This is a genomic window from Pseudomonas sp. WS 5051 (genome assembly GCF_012985715.1).
Lineage (GTDB): Bacteria > Pseudomonadota > Gammaproteobacteria > Pseudomonadales > Pseudomonadaceae > Aquipseudomonas > Aquipseudomonas bubulae.
On sequence record NZ_JAAQWV010000006.1, the window covers coordinates 318,794 to 336,918 of the forward strand.

Consider the following 18,125-nt stretch of genomic DNA (forward strand, 5'->3'; position numbering starts at 1 on the left):
CACATCATTGGTTTGTAGAGGGCTTCTCTCATGTTTCATAAATTTGGCAAATACACCGCGCTTTGTGGCTCTTCGCTGCTGATCGTAATGGCTGCTGCTACCGCTCAAGCGGCTGATGGTCAGGTTGAATTCACCGGCACTATCAACGACAACGCATGCACCATCAACAGCGAAAGCGTTAAAAAAGCGGTTGATATGGGCCAGGTCCGTATTGCCGACTTCCCTAACACTGTAGGGGCTGTCGCCACTGCTGGCGCCACACCATTTTCGATCTCGCTGGAAAACTGCAGCGGCTCGACCCTGAAAAACGCCTCCATCAAATTCAGCGGCCAACAAGCTGGCACTGATGCAACCGTGTTGGGCATGACCGGTGACAACCAGGTACCCGGCGTTGGTATCCAGATCAACGACGCGCGCACCGGTAACAAGTTGCCACTTAACACGGCCAGCAACGATTACGTTCTGCGTCCGCAGTCCAACACCTTCGACTTCACCGCATCCTATGTTCGCCTGGTTGCCGACACCGCAGCTTCGGGTGAGACCCCGGGTGTGCGTGGCATCGGCACCGGTAAAGTCAATGCATTGGCCAGTTTCGACGTTACCTACAAGTAATTTATGCATTTAACGAAGAGCTCGCGGTTGATCGCGATTGATCGCGAGCTCTGGCGTTAACCAGAGGACATCTTAATGCGTTTAAAAGTTGCAGCCTTTTTGGCACTGGCAGCAAGCTTCTGGCTGCCCCAGGTTCATGCAGGCGTCAACGTGGGTTCTACGCGCGTTGTGTATCAAAGCAAGGAGAAAGAAGCCAACCTTGCACTTTCAAACTCGGGTGATGACGGTGTGCCGTATCTCGTGCAGTCGTGGGTCAGCCCGTTCGATGACCGCGACGCCAGCGCCGATGAGTTTATTGTCACACCGCCGTTGTTTCGCCTGGATGCCAAGGGCCAGAACCTTCTGCGCATCATTGCCACCAACGCTCAGAACCTGCCCGATGACAAAGAAAGTCTGTTTTTGCTCAATGTCAAAGCCATCCCGGCCAAGAGCGAGGAACAGCGTAACCAGAACGTGCTGCAAATAGCACTCAAGACCACGATCAAACTGTTTTATCGCCCTGCCAACCTCAAGGGCACATTGCCCGAAGCTGTTGAAAAACTTCAGTGGCGGACCGAAGGCGGGAAATTGGCGGTGCATAACCCGTCAGGCTACAACGTAGTGGTCAGTGAGTTGCTGGTCAACAACAGCGCCAGCAAAGGCATGCCCGAGGTTATCAAGCCCGGCAGCACCGTCACCACTCCGATAGCGCTGAAAAACAGCGACAGCCTAGAACTTAGCTACATCAACGAGTACGGCAGCACAGTCAAGGCCGCACCCGTTACCCCACATTGATCACTGAATAATCCGCTGAATGGAAGGACCCCCTCATGCTGCGATTGCGCATGTGCGCCTTCGCGCGCCGAGTAAAGTGCTGGAGCACGATGACCGTTGCGGCTACAGGTCTTGCAACAACCGCAGTGCATGCAGACTACAGTTTTGACTCTTCTTTTCTGGAAATTGGCGGCGGCAACGCTTCGAGCGAAGTGGCCGAGCAAGTAAAAGCCATGAGCCAGGGTCAACTTCCGGGGATCTACCGGGTAGACCTGTCAGTGGATGACCGGCTTGTGGAGCAGCGCGACCTGCACTTTGTGCGAGAAACCGCGAGCCAGATATCGACTCCCAACGGCCTGTTCCCCTGCTTCAGCCTTCAGGCCCTGATGGATTTGGGAATTGACCCCACACGCCTGAAAAATGCGGACATCAGCGCCGACAATTGCGTGTACTTCAACCGTGACCTTACCGGCGTCACCTACGATTACGACTTCAACAAGCAGCATTTGAGCCTGCAGGTTCCCCAGGCGTATATCGGCAGCGTGCCGTTTGAAACCCGGCGCAAGACCTGGAGCGATGGCGAGCAGGTGGCCTTCGCCAACTACAGTTTTTCCGGGAGCGACTACGAGAACCAGTTCGGCAGCCGCCAATCCCAGTTCGGCAGTGTTCATAGCGGGTTCAACAGCGGCGCCTGGCGCTTTCGCAATTTCTCGACCTGGCAAAAAGGCACTAACGTCGACGGCAGCTGGAAATCGGTGGACACCTATGTCCAGCGCGACCTGGGCAACCTTATGGCCATTGCCACGGTGGGTGAAAGCGCCACCGACAGCGATCTGTTCGACACCATCTCTTACCGCGGCGTGGGGATCGCTTCTGATCTGGACATGCTGCCCGATGATGCGCGTAATTTTGCCCCCGTAGTGCGTGGGGTTGCCAACGGCCGCTCGCTGGTGACATTGCGCCAGCGCGGTTATGTCATCAGTGAACAGTGGGTGCCGTCAGGCCCGTTCGCCCTCAAGAACCTGTACTCGACCGCGGGCAACGGCGATATCGAAGTCACCATCGAAGGCCCCAATGGCGAGCGCCAGGTCTACATCCAGTCATTTGCCTCTGTGCCTTACATGTTGCGTGAAGGCCAGCAAAGCTACGCTGTGACCGCAGGCCAGTATCGCCCGGCAGAAGGCGCGCAGAATTCGCCCAAGCCCAGTTTTGTACAAGGCACCTATCGCCGCGGCCTGACCGAGGGCACCACGCTGTTCGGTGGCAGCATCGTCAGCGAACAATACAAATCGGCGCTACTTGGCTTTGCCCACGACTTTGCCGGCTTTGGTGCGATTTCCCTGGACGTGACCCATGCCATCAGCGAAGACATGGGCGCAGACGCCAAAACGCTGTCGGGCCAGTCATATCGCTTCCGGTACTCCAAATCCATCGATCTGACCGATACCAGCTTCAGCCTGATTGGCTATCGCTACTCCACCAGCGGCTATTACAGCTTCAACGAGGCAATCAACGCACGCTCCAACAACTCGCTAGAGCCCTATGTCGATGAAACCCTGAATAACAGTGCGGCGTTTTCCCCCTATTTGACCGGCCATATGAAAAGCAGCTTTACCGCCAACGTATCGCAACAATTCGGTACCTGGGGCGGCATGTACGCCAACCTGACCAAAACCGATTACTGGAACCGGGCCAAGAGCAATACCTCCATTCAGTTGGGCTACAGCTTCAGTGTTGCCAGCGCCTCCTACAACCTGGGGCTGTCACAGAACAGCGGCATGGGCGACGACATCCGTAGCGTGTCGCTGAGCGTCAGCCTGCCGCTGGGCAGCCCGGGCAGCAGCAGCCGCATCGGCCTGAGCACCAACCAGGACTCCGCCGGCAATGCCAGCCGCAATGCCACCTTCAGCGGCTCGCAACTGCAGGACGATGCCCTGTCGTACAACCTGGGCATCAATCAGCAGATCAGTGACGATGACCGCGTGCTCGGCGGCTCGGTGGCGGCCCGCTACAACGCGGCCAATGCCATTTGGCACGGCTCCTATAACAAGGATCAGAACACCCGTCAGATGGACTATGGCGTGGAAGGCGGCGTGGTTGCCATCCGCAATACCGTGATGTTCACCCAGCCATTGGGCGAGACCAACATCATTGTCGCCACCCCCGGCGCCGCCGATGTGGGCGTGCTGACCAAGAGCGGGATCAAGACCAACGGCAGTGGCTACACGATTATTCCCTCGGCGCAGCCGTACCGCAAAAACAAGGTATCGCTCAACACTGACTCACTGTCGGACAACACCGACATTGCCAACCTGGTACAGGAAGTCACCCCCAATCGTGGTGCCTTTGTCCTGGCCAACTTCGAAACCCATAACGGCCGCCGCCTGCTGGTCAGCGTCAGCTCAAGCACTGGCAAGCCCGCCCCTTTCGCCGCCGAAGCGCAGCTGTATGACCTCAAGGGCACTCTGCTGAGCAGCGCGATGGTAGCCGACAAGGGCCGGGTATTTATGACTGGCGTGCCGGACAAGGCGCGGCTGCTGATCAACGTCAACGGCCAGCCTTGGTGCGCCAAGGACCTGGACCTGAACACCTACAACCTGTCAGAGACTGGCATCGGGCAACTGACCATCCGTTGCGATGCCAAATCGCCAGACACTCAAGGTACTCCCGATGCATGAATCAAACGTCAAATCCTCTCGTCCGGGGCTGGTCAAAGTCTGCTTGTTGCTGCTCTGCCTGTTGCTGGGACTTGTCAGTCAGCAAGCGTTTGCCCTGATTGAAAACAACCTCGCATGCCCCCCTACGGGCACCACCGGCATCATTCAGCTGGGCGACCTTGCGCCATCCACCAGCTATACCGCCAACATGACAGCCAACTGCCGGGTTACCCGTTGGTTTCCCTTTGGCGCGTCATTGCAGCACAGCCAGTTCTACAACCAGGGCAGAGGCAGCAAGGTCCAGGTGTTTCATACCAACTCTGGACTGATGGTTCCCGAGCTGCCCATCGGGACTGCGACCACTACATGCATGCCGTGGAGCTGTGTGCAGCTGTACGTGGGCAACACCTTTTCCTACAACGTTCTGCTTTATGGAACGGCGCCCGTCACGCCTGGCAACTACATGGTCAGTGTCACGCTCACAGACACCTCTATCCAAGGTTATGAGGCTTACGGCGACTACTTGCAGACCGTCATTCTCAGCTTCCGGGTCATCCAGCCCGCCTGTTCGATGGGCTCGGCAAAAACCCTCAACCTGCCCTTTGGCACACTCAGCAGCAATGACTTCGCCAGTTCGCAGCAAATTGCCAATATCACCATGAATTGCACTCGCGGTACGCAAGCGACCGCCACGCTGGTACCCACCCAGGCGGCCATCAGCGGCAGCCCGGGCGTTTCAGCCACAACTCTGGCCGGTCTGTCGATGGCTGCCACCTGGGCTGACACCAACACGGCAGTGAGCTTCAACAGCCCACGCACGCTGGCGCTGACCAATGGCAGCAACAACATCAGCCTTGGTTTTCGCCCGCGCCTGAATACCAGTGTTTCGCCTACCGGAAATTTTTACAGTCAGTACACCCTCAACATCACCTATCTCTGATCAAGTAAGGAGCTCAACCATGAAATTATCCCTGACATTGGCTGCGACACTGTTCGCAGGCCTGCTCAGCTCGACCGCCAACGCCGTAACAGACACTGTGACCATCAACCTGAGCGGCACCCTGACGCGTCCGCCCTGCAACCTGACCAGCAGCAAGACGCTGACCGCCAACTTCGGCAGCCTGCGTTATGACCAGGTGGCCGATGCCGCGCTGATCGACATCCCCCTCACCATGACCTGCCCGGCCAACTCGGTACTGGCGGTGAGCATTCTGGCAGCCCGCACGATTCAAGGCTCAACCACACAGGCCTCAACGGGCAAAACCAATCTGGCTTATTCATTGCTCTGGAACAGCGACAGCACGGCGGCCAACATTACCGGGACCAAACGCAACCTGACCAACCAGAGCGGCACGGTCGACCTGAGTATGAAAGCAAAGTTGATTGCCCTTGGTGCGTTGACCGAGGGTGCATTCAGCACTTCGGCTGTTATCAGTATCGAGTACCTGTGAGATGTCCATGCTCGCCAGAGTGAGCCTGTGGGTGGCGATGCTGTCCACCGCAGCGCTGTTGCTCAGCCCGGCCATCTGTGCAGAGGATGCCGCCCTGATAGAGGTGGGCGGCACTCTGATAAAACCACCCTGCACAGCCAACTTCCCGGCCTCGCAAAGCGTGGATATCCCCAAGACAAACCTCAACTCGCTGAACTCGGACATCACCGGCTGGACCGATGTCAGCCTGGACTTTCAATGCATCAAAGGCAGCCAGGTACACCTGCGTTTCAGCGCCGGCAATGGTGCTTTTGACAGCAGCACACTGCGCACCACGCTCGACAGACTGGGGCTGAAAACCCGCCTGAGCGACATGACCAGTACGTTGAAAGTGATTGACCTGAAGCTGGGCGAGCAATTGATCTTCCCGGTTGAAGAAACGCGGCTCAAGCTCCAGCTCTCAGTGCGGCCGGTCAAGACCGGGGAGGAGCTGCCCGCAATCGGCAGTTACAGCTCAACGCTATTGATGGAAATGATCTATCTGTAAACCGCTGCGTCAGGCAAACAGATTGGCCTTGACGCACAAGATCAGCAGCGCTTGATCATTGTCGACATTGAGTTTGCGCATCGCCGAAATCTTCAGGGTACTGATGGTTTTAATGCTGCGGTTCAGGCTATGCGCGACATCGCTCACACTCACCCCCGTAGAGAACAGACGCAGGACCTCGAACTCCTTGACCGTCAGTTGGCTGAGCCTTTGCGAAAGGTCATCGGCGTCCTCACTCAAGGCCCCTTGCGGCTGGTCCTGCTGGTAGTGCCCTTGGCGATAGAACGCGTCCAGCGCCACCAGGATCTGCTCAAGCCCAGCGCTCTTTGAAATGACACCGCTGATACCCAGCTCATACAGCCAGGTCAGTACTTGTGCATTGGTTATAACGGTCAGGATCAATACCTTGGGCTCGGGAAAATGCCGGCGCAGGTACTCCACCAGGCGAGTGCCGTCACCATATTGATCGTCACCCGGCATGTTGTAGTCGGTAATAATCACATCAGGCTTGAGTAACGAAATTTTGTCGATCAACTCCGAGGAACTCATTGCTTCGCCCACAACCTTGAAACGCGGGTCACGCTCAATGATTTCACGCACGCCCATCAACACAATCGGATGGTCGTCGGCCAATAAGACTTTCATTTGCGGCATGGCAAACATGACTCCTGCACTGGAAGAGCACTACAGCTATTCGAAGGGGTCCGCTTTGATGCAATAGGTCAGCAAGGCATGGTCGTTAAGCACTTCCAGCTTCTGCATCGCAGCCACCTTTTGGGTGCTCACGGTTTTAACGCTGCGGTTCAATTGGCGGGCGATATCACCCACGCTATTGCCCGCAACAAACAGCCTCAGCACCTCAACTTCACGGGGTGAAAGTGTGGAGAAACGTTCATCAATGACTTTGGGGTTAGTCACCACAGAGATGGCTGGAGCAGCCGGGGCCGTATAGTCCCGATCGTTGGCCAACGCACTTAGGGCCTTGCCTATTTCTTCGCGGATATGGCTTTTAGCAATCACGCCTGCCACACCCAGCTCCAGCAAGCGCGAGATAATCAGATGATTGCTCATGACTGTCAGCACCAGGATCTTGACCCCGGGAAAATGCTCAATGATGTACTCGATCAGTTGCAGACCGTCGCCATAGGTTTCATCCCCTGGCATGTTGAAATCAGTAATCAGCAGTTCGGGTTGATGCAACTGCAACTGCTCGACCAACTGCGACGAGCTCAGCGCCTCGCCTACCAGGGAGAAATACTCATCACGTTGAATCATTTCCCGAAGCCCCAGTACCACCACTGGATGATCGTCGGCAATCACTACCTTTAATTCGCGCATTGCCTGGCTCCACATTGATGACATGGCAAGTCCGGCGCCCCCGGTTTCTACAGATCGAGCGCAGAACAAGACCCGTGGCGCCGCACTCAGCTACCCCGGTGATGGCTTAGAGCTATCGTCCAGTAAAAGAGTTTCAAAGTCGGCGCACGATATAGCGCCGCAAATAAGGAAACCTTGCACTTGATCACACTGGATGCTGCGCAGAAACTCGAGCTCGGCCTGTGTCTCGACGCCCTCGGCGACAACTGTCAGGCCCAGCTTGCGGCTCAGTTCAACAAGGCTGCGCAGTGCTGACGCCAGATTCTCGTTTTCGACACAGCCATGTACCAGCGACCGGTCAATCTTGAGCTCACTGAATGGAGTGGAAACCAGATTGAAGTAAGAGCTGAATCCCTTGCCAAAATCATCCTGGGCCAAGCCAAAGCCCATCATGCGCAAACGACAAGCTCCCGCATAGTAATTACTGAGCTCTTCTGTGGTTGAACTCTCCATCAGTTCAAAAACGATACTGCGTGGCTCGCCACCATCAGCAATCACAGCGTCGCGCAGACGGTCGGCGAGCGCATGGTTATCCAGCAAATGCGTGGGCAAGTTGATTGAAACCGGAATATCCCAGCCCTGCTCTCGCCATTGTCTTTGGGCTTGAAGTGTTTGCTCCAGCATCAGCCACAACAGCCGCTCTTCAAGACCGTGGCTGATCAACAAGGTCAGAAAGTCCTTGGGCAATAACAAGCCGGCCTCGGGATGCACCCAACGCACCAGGGCTTCTGCACTGAGAATATTGCCGTTGCGCAGGGATTTCTTGGGCTGGAACCATGCTTGAATCTGCCCGTTGGCCATGGCCAATTCGATACTCTGCGGGTCGACTTCAATGGCCAGTGAGGGGTCCGTATCACCGTTAAGGCGGAAAAGCTCCATTCGCTCTTTCAAGCGCTGTACCGCATTGAACTCGACCGGTTTGGAGATCAGGCCAATCACTGAAATACCCAGGTTTTTTGCTGCCAGCCCCGCACTAATCAGCATGCGCCGGGACGAGGCGCTCATCAGTGCCAACGCCGGTTTATTTTTCAGGGCGGCAACTCTCTGGATCAGTTGCACACCATCCATCACAGGCATCAGCAAGTCACTGAGCAGCAAGTCATAGTCATGACGCGCCAGACACTCCAGCGCGCCATCGCCATCCCAAACGGTGTCAACTGTAAAGCCACCCACCTCATTGAAAACGTTCAGCAAATACTCATGCTGAAAAGGGTGATCCTCAACGACCAGTACACGATAGGGCTTCACTGGATCCTCCTTTAGAAGTGCTGAAGACAGTTGTATAGGGTGTGCAGCGTAAAAGGCTTGATCAGGCAGTGATTCATCCCCGCATTCAGACAGCGCTCGCTCTCCTCACGCATGGCATTGGCCGTTGCACCAATGATCGGCAGCGTTATGTTCATGGCCCGCAACCGGGCCGCCAGCTCATAACCGTTCATTTTCGGCATGTTGACGTCGGTCAGCAGCAGATCAAAATCGTCGTCGCGCCAACGCTCGAGTGCTTCCAGTCCATCGCTGACCAATGTCACTGTGCAACCCAACTCTTCAAGTTGATCACGCAGAATCAGTTGATTGATCACATTGTCTTCGGCAACCAGAATGCGCAAACCGAGCTTGAGTTCCGTCTTCACCGTACCCGGTTCAAGATCGCTGCCAATACCCATGCCCTGGGCCTTGCACAGGGCACGATAGACGTCCTGCAAGCTGCTCAGGTCCGCTTGCCAGCAAGGGTTTTCAACGGCGGGAGCTACCGACATGTCACTGGCGGCTACCACCAGCGGTCCTGTCCAGCCAGGTTCAAGCAATTGCCGGGCAGCGCCGGGATGCAGCTCCAATAAAACAGCAGCATCGGATGCATCCCCTGGTTTCGGCGCCCCAAGATGAGCCCGCGCACCCCAACGGCGTAACCAGGCGCAATAACACTCGGCCAGTTCGCGCACGGGGGAAACCACATAAACAACGCGGGCAGCCAACTCGCCAAAAGGGCTAAAACGCGCCGGTTCGCTAACCTGCACCAAGGGCAGATGCAGGGTAAAACTGCTACCCAATCCCGGCTCACTGACCAGACGCATGGTGCCATTCATCAAGTGCATAAGGCGCTTGCAGATGGACAGGCCCAGCCCGGTGCCGGCGACCACGTTTTTCGCAGACTCCACTTGATAAAAAGGCTCGAACAGATGAGCCTGCTCTTCATGGGCAATACCTTTGCCAGTATCGGAAACCTGCCAGTGCAACATCACGCGCTCATCATCACGGCTGTCCATTTTCAGACGCAGGACAATTTTTCCGTAGTCCGTGAACTTCAGGGCGTTGTTGAGCAGGTTATTCAAGATCTGGCGGATGCGGGTGACATCACCGCTGAGCCACTCGGGCACCGTTGAATCAATCAATGCAAACAACTGCAGGCCCTTGGCCTGGGCTGCGCCACTGTAGCCCAGGACCACCTCTTCTATCAGCTCAAGAGGGCTGAAGGTGTTGAGTTCCAGTTGCAGCTGACCCGCCTCGATACGCGACACATCCAGCACGTCGCAAATCAGCTGCAACAAGTTGCCGGATGAGCGTTCGATAGCCTTGAGATAGTTGTTCTGCTGATCGTTAAGTTCGGTACGCGCCAGCAGTTCCAGCGTGCCCAAAACACCGTACAGGGGTGTACGGATTTCGTGGCTCATGGTTGCCAGAAACAGAGTCTTGGCCTCATTGGCCCGGTCCGCCAGTTGCCGGGCACGTTCGAGGGTTACTTCAATCTGTTTACGTGCGCTGATGTCGCTGAACGCGCAAATCAGCACGTCCTGACTTTTGTAGCGCGTAGGGGCAAAGGCCAGGTACAGAAGACGGCCATCCTCCATTTCGATCTCATCACTGTTGCGCAAGTCACATTCATCGAACGCGCGTGAAATCCAGCCATGGCATAGCTTGCTGCGCTCAGTGCCGTTACCCAGCCACTGTTGTGACAAGGAGTTTTCCAGTACCACGGTGCCGTCTGTGCGCCGGATTACACACAGGGCCATCGGTGCAACTTGCAATACGGCACGACTGAACGCCTCACTTTCAACCAGCGCCTGAATGCGTTTCTCACCCGGGGTGATCAGGCGCCGATCAATGCGCACAATCAGTAATCGCAAGCCGATGCAGACGGCAATAAACAACAAAACACAGCCCAACAAAGGCCCGCCCAAAACTGGCAATAGAGATTTGATATCTAAGGCATAAACGATTTGCCAGCCCGAATAGCCCAGCTTCTTCGTGATTGCCAGGCTATCGGGCAACCAGCCACTACCGATAAAGCCAAATGAATTCTTGGGTTCCAGCGTCTGCAATGAATTGACGAGAGTGGATTGTGCGGCGTTGGTGAACAGAATCTGGCCTTGACCGTTGAGCAGCATGAAGTCACCGGCACTTTCACTGCGCAAGGCCTCTACCAGATCCGGAACCTCGACCTCAATGCCCAGCCAGCCGGAAGACAGGTTACGGTTATCGAGTCGGGAAAATAAATAAAAGGGGGCATTCAGGACCTTGCTGTCGGTCAGCCACAGATCATCACCAAATGAATAGGCCTTGGCCCCTTCATCAAGCAGCCGCTGCAACACCACTTTGGGCAGCGGTTCAAGGTTGCCTGAAGAGTCGAACAAACACACCACTTTGGGCTTATCCGTCTGCGGCACATACAACAGATTGACTTTGCTTTCGTGCAAATAATCCATCATCCGCCGGGTCAGCCAAAGGTTCCAGTGGCCAGCCTCACTGCCCAGGCTGATGTTGACCTCTTCTTGTGGATCAATACCGGCGACCGTTTGGCCTGCCTGATGATCAGGCACAGTGGCCAGCACCAGGCTCTTGAGAAGCGTCTGGCGGCTGACGAAAAAATCCTGGGCATTGAACACCGCCTCGTTCATAAAACTGCGGCGCTGCGAGACCTCTTCGTTGAACACGGCACGCAAGTATACGAACGACCCCGCAAGGAGTCCGACGATCAGGCCACAGGCAAATAAGTGCAGGAGTTTTCGAGCGGCTTGGGGGGTCGATTTCATGCCGCAAGCCTGAGGCTGCGGCATGCAAAAAATAATCAGACAATTCCTGAAACCAGTCGTCGCTGACTCCGCTCTGCTACGGGGGAGTGACGCTTATTACGGACGCACCGCACGCAAATCCATCCGCCCTTCTTTCATCGGCGGGCACCAGTAGTAGCCACCGTTAAGTGGACGGCTGTAACGATACAAGCCATCGATGATGCCGTCTTCCAGACCGCTCATGCGCCGCAGTTGCACTTCAAAGGCATTCAGCGTGCGGCCAAAGGCAACAAACATCAGCCCGGACTTGCCGTTTTCTGTCCACGGCATGGAGCGACGCACAATAAAGGCTTCCGGGGTGAAGCTTTCCTGGGCCGTCCGCTTGACGTGGGCCGACTCCGGCGCATCGTCCAGCTCTTCGTTGTCGCTCTTGCGACGACCCATGATGTTGTCCTGCTCCTCGGACGGCAGTGCGGCAAAACCGTTCAGGTCATGCTGCCACTGCTGAATGGCCACAAAGCTGCCACCGTCCAGCCCGGCGCCAGCATTGGCAACGATGGCCGCGTCCACAGCCGCTTCGTCCACCGGGTTTTCAGTGCCGTCTTCGTAGCCGGTCAGGTCACGATCAGTGCCGTAACGGAAGCCTTCGGTCACTTGCAGCAGGTTGAACGCAGGCGCCAGCGCAGTCTCGATGGCCTGGCTGCGGTGCAGCAACTCGCCACGGTCTTCGCCCAGCAACCACAGCCACAGGGCGTGCTGGGTCGACGGGTTTTCAACCATGGCATTGATCGCAGGAAACACCCGCAACCCCGGGACTTTCGCGCCAAGGGCCAATACCAGCGGCGAACCAAAACCGGCCACCACGCTTTTGCCATCCACCCACTGCGACAAGGTGTCGAGTGCAGCCGGCAAAGCTTCTACTGACTTGAGGGCGAAAAACATGTAACGCGCTTGCGAAGGTATCGGTTTAGCAAGAATGCTCGACTGGTAGAGACTCATAGAAACTCCTTTGGAAAGCCTGGAGTTTACTCCTACCAGTACTTTTTCCGTCACCTCAGAGGGATTTTTCTTAAGTTCAACCCCTGCATATCAAGGCTCATGACGACAGCTGGTTGGCAAACTGACCCACGGCATCGACCACTTTCTGCGCGCCATCCTGGATTTCGACAATCACCGTGCCCGCTTCGGCGGCCAACGCCAATCCTGCTTCGGCCTGAAGCTTGCCATCGGCCATCAGGGTCACGGCGCTACGGGCCATGTCCTGGTTTTGCCGCACCACACCGATGATTTCTTCAGTGGCCTTGCTGGTGCGCGACGCCAATTGGCGCACTTCGTCAGCCACGACGGCAAAACCACGACCTTGTTCACCGGCACGCGCGGCCTCAATGGCGGCGTTAAGCGCCAGCAAGTTGGTCTGGTCGGCAATCGAGCTGATGGTCTTGACGATGCTGCCAATCACTTGCGACTGATCGCTCAAGGCTTCAATGCCGTCACCCGCCTGCTGCATGTGACGGGCCAGATCACGCATCACTTGCACCGCTTCGGTCACCACTTTGGTGCCGCGCTGGGCACTGCTGTCGGTTTGCAGCGAAGTGCTGTAGGCAATGCCTGCCGCTTCGCAGACGGCCTGTTCCTGATGAACCTGATCGGTGATCACCGTGGCGAACTTCACCACTTTGTACAGGTTGTCATTGGCGTCGCGCACCGGGTTGTAGGTGGCCTCAAGCCATACATCACGGCCGTGACTGTCGATGCGCTGAAAGCGTGCCGCGACAAACTCACCCGCATTTAAACGCTGCCAGAAGGCCTGGTATTCGGCACTGTTCTGTTCTTGCGGGGTGCAGAACATGCGGTGATGTTTGCCCTGGATCTGCCCCAGGGTATACCCCATGCCGGAGAGAAAACGCTCATTGGCGGTCAGCACTTCGCCCTTGAGGTTGAACTCGATCACGGCGGTAGAACGCATCAGCGCACTCATCAGGTTTTCATGGTCGCGGGAAGTTTCGATGGTGCGCGTCAGGTCACTGGAGAAAATCGAAATGCGCAGCACCCGCCCGCTGGAGTCCAGAATCGGCTGCATGATCGAGCGCAGCCACGCTTCCTGGCCATTGCCGCGCAGCAAGCGCACCGTGCCACTGTAATGTTCATTGCGCTTCATGGCGCTCTTGAAACGAAGGCTGTGTTCGTCGTTTTTCAGGTGCGCGGGCACCAGTTCATCAATATGCAGACCCAGCAACGCAGTACCGGTGTAGTGCATCTGTTGGGTGAAGTTATGGTTGGCTGTCTCGATGCGCCCATCCGCGCCCAGAGACAGCACCAGCATTTCGCTGTCCAGGCTCTCCCGAACCTGCTGCAGGCTGGATATTTCTTCGCGAAGAGCCGACAGCTCTTGCTTCAAGCGTGTGTTGAACATGGGGTACCCGGAGCAATGAAAGAATGCGTGCAACAGAATCGGCTTTAGGCGAATTTTCTGGAGCGCCGAAAACGACCGTTCATCCAAAACCGAGGCCACTGAATAACCCTGCACATTCATGGCCACACGCAGCGGGCCATCGGAATTGCTCCCGCTTTGATTTACTGTGCTCGGGCCATCCCATAACCATAAGAAAACCGAGGTACATTTCATGGCCGCCGAGATTACAGACAGCCGCTCTGCCCGCTTTGCCCTGCGCTGCTCGAACTTTGCCGAGCGCTGGTTTCCCGACTCGTGGGTGTTCGCCGCCGTTGCGGTAATAACCGTGGCACTGGCCACGATGCTGATGGGCGCCAAACCCACCGATGCCGCCATGGCATTTGGTGACGGCTTCTGGAGCCTGATCCCGTTCACCATGCAAATGGCCTTCGTGGTGATTGGCGGTTATGTGGTGGCCAGCTCGCCGCCCGCCGTCAAATTGATCGACAAACTGGCCCGGGTACCGAAAAACGGCCGCCAGGCGGTGTGCTGGGTAGCGTTGATTTCAATGGTCGCGTCATTGCTCAACTGGGGGCTGTCGCTGGTGTTTGGCGGCTTACTGGTACGGGCACTGGCCCGGCGCACCAACCTGCGCATGGACTATCGCGCCGCCGGCGCTGCGGCCTACCTGGGGCTGGGCGCGGTGTGGGCACTGGGGTTGTCGTCTTCGGCTGCACAGTTGCAAGCCAACCCCGCCAGCCTGCCGCCGTCGATTCTGGCGATTACCGGGGTTATCCCCTTCACTGAAACCATCTTTCTCTGGCAGTCCGGGGTGTTGCTGGCGGCGCTGGTAGTGGTGTCGTTGATTGTCGCCTACGCCACCGCACCCGGCGCTGAATCGGCCCGCGACGCAGCTGCCTGCGGTATCGACCCGAGCTTCAGCTCACCGAAGCTCCCCCCGCGCACACGCCCCGGTGAGTGGCTGGAATACAGCCCGCTGCTGACCATTTTGCTGGTGCTGCTGGCTGCTGGCTGGTTGTTCCATGAGTTTTCGACCAAACCGGCGATCAGCGCCATCTCCGGGCTCAACACTTACAATTTTCTGTTCCTGATGCTCGGTGCCCTGCTGCACTGGCGCCCGCGCAGTTTTCTCAATGCCGTGACCAGCGCCGTGCCAACCACCACCGGGGTGATGATCCAGTTTCCGCTGTATGGCTCGATTGCCGCATTGATGACGGTGGTCAAGGGCACCGACGGGCAAACACTGGCCCACCATATCTCGACGTTTTTCGTGCAGATCGCGTCCCATGACACTTATGCATTATTGATGGGCGTGTATTCGGCGATTCTGGGCTTTTTTATCCCGTCGGGTGGCGGCAAGTGGATTATCGAAGCGCCGTACGTGATGCAGGTGGCCAATGATCTGGGCTATCACCTGGGTTGGGCTGTGCAGATCTACAACGCCGCCGAGGCGCTGCCCAATCTGATCAATCCGTTTTACATGCTGCCGCTGCTGGGCGTACTGGGTTTGAAGGCGCGGGACTTGATCGGCTTCTCGTTTGTGCAACTGTTGGTGCACACGCCGCTGGTGCTGTTTTTGCTGTGGGCATTGGGGACGACGCTGGTGTATACCGCGCCGGTGATGCCGTAAGCGAACTCGTAACTAAATGTGGGAGCGGGCTTGCTCGCGATTCAGGCGGCGCGGTAAAGCAGGAAAACCGCGTCGATACCATCGCGAGCAAGCCCGCTCCCACAGGTTATGCATGCAACTTTATACTGCGCCCACCGGCCGCAAACGATACTGCGGCGGCAACTGGTCAAGGCCGCTGATGGTGGTGTTCAGGCTTTTCCAGCGACCGTCCTTGATCCCGTAGATGCAGCCATGCACCGACAGCTTCTGCCCGCGGTGCCAGGCATTTTGCACAATATTGGTGTGGCCGACGTTCGCCACCTGCTGGATCACGTTCAATTCGCAGAGGCGGTCAACCCGCTCTTCCTCGGTGGGCAACAGCGCCAGCGCTTCACGATTCTCGTAATACAGGTCACGGATCGAACGCAGCCAGCCATCGATCAGCCCCATCTGCTGGTCCTTCATCGATGCGCGTACACCGCCACAGCCATAGTGGCCGGTCACCAGAATATGTTTGACCTTCAAAACGTCGACCGCGTACTGGATCACCGACAGGCAATTCAAGTCAGTGTGCAACACGACATTGGCCACGTTGCGGTGCACAAAAAGATCGCCGGGCAACATGCCGACAATTTCGTTGGCCGGCACCCGCGCATCCGAACAACCAATCCACAGGTATTCCGGTGTTTGCTGGCGGGCCAGCTTGGCGAAGAAGTCGGGATCTTCCTGCTTGATCGCATCGGCCCAACGCTCATTGTTATCAATCAGATCTTGTAGTTCGTTCATGCTGTGGAGCCTCAAGAGTTGATGCGCTGTTCTGACAGCCGACCAGCGGTCGGGGTCACTTGCCCCATGACATTCCGGCGGTCAGTTGGGTGGAATCTTCAGCAATGGCTACAGTCATCGTATTAAAGCACCCAGAGTATGAGGAATTACCATGACTGATTCACGTCGCCCCTACGGGGCACCACAACCCGCACCTATCGACGATATCGAGGACGCCATGGGTTCGGTGGAGCCGCTGGATTTTGATGATGACGATACCTATGAGCCCGTCAGCGACTTGTTTGTCGACGATACAGGCTCCAGGCACAGAGCCGCGCTGGATGACGAACTGGATCTGGGCCTCAACGACGACGACCTGGAGCAGGAGATGCTGATCCGCGAGGACGGCGCCCGCGATGCCAAGGAGGCTGCCCAGGGCCCGGACGGTGCCGCTGACTGGGATCTGAGCCTGGTTGATGAAGACGAAATCGGCGCCGGCAAAGGGCTGGATGAAGCCGAACTGGCGGAAATTGACCCGGTGGGACGCAAGCGTTGAAAGGTAAACCCTGTGGGAGCGGGCTTGCTCGCGATCGGATCAACACGGTTTACCTGATAAACCGCAGCGCCAGCATCGCCAGCAAGCCCGCTCCCACATAACGACTTATCGCCGTCAGTCGACCAGCGTGCAGGCCATCACCACCGCATCTTCACGCCCACCCACAGCCGGGTAGTAGTCACGGCGACGGCCGATTTCATTGAAGCCATAACGCTCATACAACTTGAACGCCGCGGTATTGCTGTCGCGCAGCTCAAGGAAGCATTCGCGCGCCTCATGCTGATAGGCAATCGACATCAAGTGCTCAAGCAGCTTGAGCCCCAGGCCACGGCCCTGGCTCTCGGGCTTGACGGTGATATTGAGCAGATGGGCCTCGTCGAGGATGATCTGCACCACGCCATGCCCTACCTGCTGCTCACCTTCAAACATCAGCCAGATATGGTACTTGCCCAGGCCGTCGAGAAATATGCCGCGGGTCCAGGGGTGACTGAAAGCGGCGTATTCAATTTTCAATACCGCATCAAGGTCCGCCTCGGTCATCGGGCGAAAAGTTACCGCATCACTCATCGTTCTGTTTCCAGCGCGCCATTAGCCGGCGCATGGCTTGCCACACATGCGCTTTGCGTTGTGGCTCATCCATTAAGAGTTCCAGGCCCGGCAACGCCCATGCGCTGCCCAGCCCTTCAATTTGCAGTTCAGTGTTGAACGCCTCGGCATCGGCCTCACCGGCAAAGCGCACCGCAGGCAGCCCGATCAGCCACAAACAGGCACATTCGGCCTCTTCCAGGCGGGCCATAAGAAAGCCCTGCACAAACTCACGCGCAGCCTCGGGCCCTTGATCGACATTGCCACGCCGCAGCAACGGCCAGCGCACCGGCTCGCCAATGATTTGCGGGCTGTCGGGCAAGCCGGCAGCGCGCAACATGTCCTTTAACAATAAATAGGCCGGGTCGCGGCTCTGGAATGCACCGCCTGTGGGTAACTCCACCAGCACCAGGCAACGTCCGGCCCGCAGTAACTGCAGGGCAAAACGCGGCGGTGGCAGTTGCACGACCTTGGCCGGTACAGGTGCCAACTCGGCTTCGACCACCGGTTTGCTGACCGGGCGACTGACCGAAGGCCGGGGCACTTCGATTTTTGGCCGCTCGACAGGTTTGCCCGGTGCAACCGCCGCCTTGACCGCAGGCCTTGTGATCACAGGCTCCGCGGGCGGCTCGGGGAGCACCAGCAGTTCTGGCCGCGAAGGGGCGGCAAACGGCAGTTCAGTGCGCGGCAACCAGCTGACCACTTGCATGGCAGTCAAGAAAGCGCGGCGGCGGGACTCATTCAACAAGGGTCGGCCATCTGTGGATTACTAAAGTGTGGGGATTCTACCGCCCTTCTGCCCTTCCCGCCCGCA

General features: G+C 57.2%; 17 protein-coding genes. 8 read left to right on the top strand and 9 right to left on the bottom strand.

What is annotated here, in order from left to right; genetic code table 11:
• The first annotated feature begins 30 nt into the window (after window positions 1–30).
• The 6 genes from HBN79_RS12805 to HBN79_RS12830 all read left to right on the top strand — a co-directional run bounded on the left by HBN79_RS12805 (window position 31) and on the right by HBN79_RS12830 (window position 5,999).
• Complete coding sequence (locus HBN79_RS12805; RefSeq protein ID WP_095019672.1) at window positions 31–612, top strand: fimbrial protein; 582 nt, start codon at window positions 31–33, stop codon at window positions 610–612.
• 75 nt (window positions 613–687) lie between these two features.
• A complete protein-coding gene (locus HBN79_RS12810; protein ID WP_095019673.1) occupies window positions 688–1,386 on the top strand; it encodes a molecular chaperone in 699 nt (232 codons plus the stop codon).
• A gap of 35 nt (window positions 1,387–1,421) precedes the next feature.
• The gene (locus tag HBN79_RS12815; RefSeq protein WP_095023108.1) at window positions 1,422–4,043 is read left to right on the top strand and encodes a fimbria/pilus outer membrane usher protein; all 2,622 of its coding nucleotides are present in this window, start codon (window positions 1,422–1,424) and stop codon (window positions 4,041–4,043) included.
• Window positions 4,036–4,962, top strand: a complete 927-nt coding sequence (locus tag HBN79_RS12820) for a fimbrial protein (RefSeq protein ID WP_169916770.1) — start codon at window positions 4,036–4,038, stop codon at window positions 4,960–4,962. The genes HBN79_RS12815 and HBN79_RS12820 overlap by 8 nt, the downstream gene beginning before the upstream one ends.
• A gap of 19 nt (window positions 4,963–4,981) precedes the next feature.
• Complete coding sequence (locus tag HBN79_RS12825; RefSeq protein ID WP_095019676.1) at window positions 4,982–5,473, top strand: fimbrial protein; 492 nt, start codon at window positions 4,982–4,984, stop codon at window positions 5,471–5,473.
• A gap of 7 nt (window positions 5,474–5,480) precedes the next feature.
• Window positions 5,481–5,999, top strand: a complete 519-nt coding sequence (locus tag HBN79_RS12830; RefSeq protein WP_232527630.1) for a fimbrial protein — start codon at window positions 5,481–5,483, stop codon at window positions 5,997–5,999.
• A 9-nt stretch (window positions 6,000–6,008) separates the two neighbouring features.
• On the opposite strand, the gene HBN79_RS12835 is transcribed toward HBN79_RS12830, so the two are convergent.
• The 6 genes from HBN79_RS12835 to HBN79_RS24065 form a co-directional block, all read right to left on the bottom strand.
• A complete protein-coding gene (locus tag HBN79_RS12835) occupies window positions 6,009–6,653 on the bottom strand; it encodes a response regulator (protein WP_095023120.1) in 645 nt (214 codons plus the stop codon).
• Between the two features lie 36 nt (window positions 6,654–6,689).
• Window positions 6,690–7,337, bottom strand: a complete 648-nt coding sequence (locus tag HBN79_RS12840; RefSeq protein WP_095003207.1) for a response regulator — start codon at window positions 7,335–7,337, stop codon at window positions 6,690–6,692.
• A gap of 90 nt (window positions 7,338–7,427) precedes the next feature.
• A complete protein-coding gene (locus HBN79_RS12845; protein ID WP_095021239.1) occupies window positions 7,428–8,624 on the bottom strand; it encodes an EAL domain-containing response regulator in 1,197 nt (398 codons plus the stop codon).
• Between the two features lie 11 nt (window positions 8,625–8,635).
• Window positions 8,636–11,404, bottom strand: coding sequence for an ATP-binding protein (locus HBN79_RS12850; RefSeq protein WP_095021246.1), 2,769 nt, complete (start codon window positions 11,402–11,404; stop codon window positions 8,636–8,638).
• Window positions 11,405–11,500: 96 nt separating this feature from the next.
• Window positions 11,501–12,382 (bottom strand): Dyp-type peroxidase, encoded by an 882-nt coding sequence (locus HBN79_RS12855; RefSeq protein ID WP_095023109.1) that lies wholly within the window; start codon window positions 12,380–12,382, stop codon window positions 11,501–11,503.
• A gap of 97 nt (window positions 12,383–12,479) precedes the next feature.
• Complete coding sequence (locus HBN79_RS24065) at window positions 12,480–13,796, bottom strand: PAS domain-containing methyl-accepting chemotaxis protein (protein ID WP_095021247.1); 1,317 nt, start codon at window positions 13,794–13,796, stop codon at window positions 12,480–12,482.
• 211 nt (window positions 13,797–14,007) lie between these two features.
• Between HBN79_RS24065 and HBN79_RS12865 the strand changes: the two genes are divergently transcribed.
• Window positions 14,008–15,426: a TIGR00366 family protein gene (locus HBN79_RS12865; protein WP_095003210.1), complete on the top strand. Its 1,419-nt coding sequence runs from the start codon at window positions 14,008–14,010 to the stop codon at window positions 15,424–15,426.
• Between the two features lie 120 nt (window positions 15,427–15,546).
• Here HBN79_RS12865 and can read toward each other — a convergent pair whose 3' ends face one another.
• Entirely contained in the window at window positions 15,547–16,191 is a 645-nt protein-coding gene (can, locus tag HBN79_RS12870) for a carbonate dehydratase (protein WP_095003211.1), read from the bottom strand.
• A 151-nt stretch (window positions 16,192–16,342) separates the two neighbouring features.
• Between can and HBN79_RS12875 the strand changes: the two genes are divergently transcribed.
• Window positions 16,343–16,726, top strand: coding sequence for a serine kinase/phosphatase (locus tag HBN79_RS12875; RefSeq protein WP_169916771.1), 384 nt, complete (start codon window positions 16,343–16,345; stop codon window positions 16,724–16,726).
• 114 nt (window positions 16,727–16,840) lie between these two features.
• On the opposite strand, the gene rimI is transcribed toward HBN79_RS12875, so the two are convergent.
• Together rimI and HBN79_RS12885 are read right to left on the bottom strand one after the other, a co-directional pair.
• A complete protein-coding gene (rimI, locus tag HBN79_RS12880; protein ID WP_016781701.1) occupies window positions 16,841–17,293 on the bottom strand; it encodes a ribosomal protein S18-alanine N-acetyltransferase in 453 nt (150 codons plus the stop codon).
• Window positions 17,286–18,059 (bottom strand): energy transducer TonB, encoded by a 774-nt coding sequence (locus HBN79_RS12885; RefSeq protein WP_095003212.1) that lies wholly within the window; start codon window positions 18,057–18,059, stop codon window positions 17,286–17,288. Before HBN79_RS12885 ends, rimI begins: the two co-directional genes overlap by 8 nt.
• Window positions 18,060–18,125 lie beyond the last annotated feature (66 nt).

Excerpts from the sequence above, each read along its gene's own strand:
- can (WP_095003211.1), bottom strand. The coding sequence starts at position 16,191 with ATGAACGAACTACAAGATCTGATTGATAACAATGAGCGTTGGGCCGAT.
- HBN79_RS12855 (WP_095023109.1), bottom strand. The coding sequence starts at position 12,382 with ATGAGTCTCTACCAGTCGAGCATTCTTGCTAAACCGATACCTTCGCAA.
- HBN79_RS12810 (WP_095019673.1), top strand. The coding sequence starts at position 688 with ATGCGTTTAAAAGTTGCAGCCTTTTTGGCACTGGCAGCAAGCTTCTGG.
- HBN79_RS12805 (WP_095019672.1), top strand. The coding sequence starts at position 31 with ATGTTTCATAAATTTGGCAAATACACCGCGCTTTGTGGCTCTTCGCTG.
- HBN79_RS12835 (WP_095023120.1), bottom strand. The coding sequence starts at position 6,653 with ATGCCGCAAATGAAAGTCTTATTGGCCGACGACCATCCGATTGTGTTG.
- HBN79_RS24065 (WP_095021247.1), bottom strand. The coding sequence starts at position 13,796 with ATGTTCAACACACGCTTGAAGCAAGAGCTGTCGGCTCTTCGCGAAGAA.
- HBN79_RS12875 (WP_169916771.1), top strand. The coding sequence starts at position 16,343 with ATGACTGATTCACGTCGCCCCTACGGGGCACCACAACCCGCACCTATC.
- HBN79_RS12850 (WP_095021246.1), bottom strand. The coding sequence starts at position 11,404 with ATGAAATCGACCCCCCAAGCCGCTCGAAAACTCCTGCACTTATTTGCC.
- HBN79_RS12825 (WP_095019676.1), top strand. The coding sequence starts at position 4,982 with ATGAAATTATCCCTGACATTGGCTGCGACACTGTTCGCAGGCCTGCTC.
- rimI (WP_016781701.1), bottom strand. The coding sequence starts at position 17,293 with ATGAGTGATGCGGTAACTTTTCGCCCGATGACCGAGGCGGACCTTGAT.
- HBN79_RS12830 (WP_232527630.1), top strand. The coding sequence starts at position 5,481 with ATGCTCGCCAGAGTGAGCCTGTGGGTGGCGATGCTGTCCACCGCAGCG.
- HBN79_RS12865 (WP_095003210.1), top strand. The coding sequence starts at position 14,008 with ATGGCCGCCGAGATTACAGACAGCCGCTCTGCCCGCTTTGCCCTGCGC.
- HBN79_RS12820 (WP_169916770.1), top strand. The coding sequence starts at position 4,036 with ATGCATGAATCAAACGTCAAATCCTCTCGTCCGGGGCTGGTCAAAGTC.
- HBN79_RS12840 (WP_095003207.1), bottom strand. The coding sequence starts at position 7,337 with ATGCGCGAATTAAAGGTAGTGATTGCCGACGATCATCCAGTGGTGGTA.
- HBN79_RS12815 (WP_095023108.1), top strand. The coding sequence starts at position 1,422 with ATGCTGCGATTGCGCATGTGCGCCTTCGCGCGCCGAGTAAAGTGCTGG.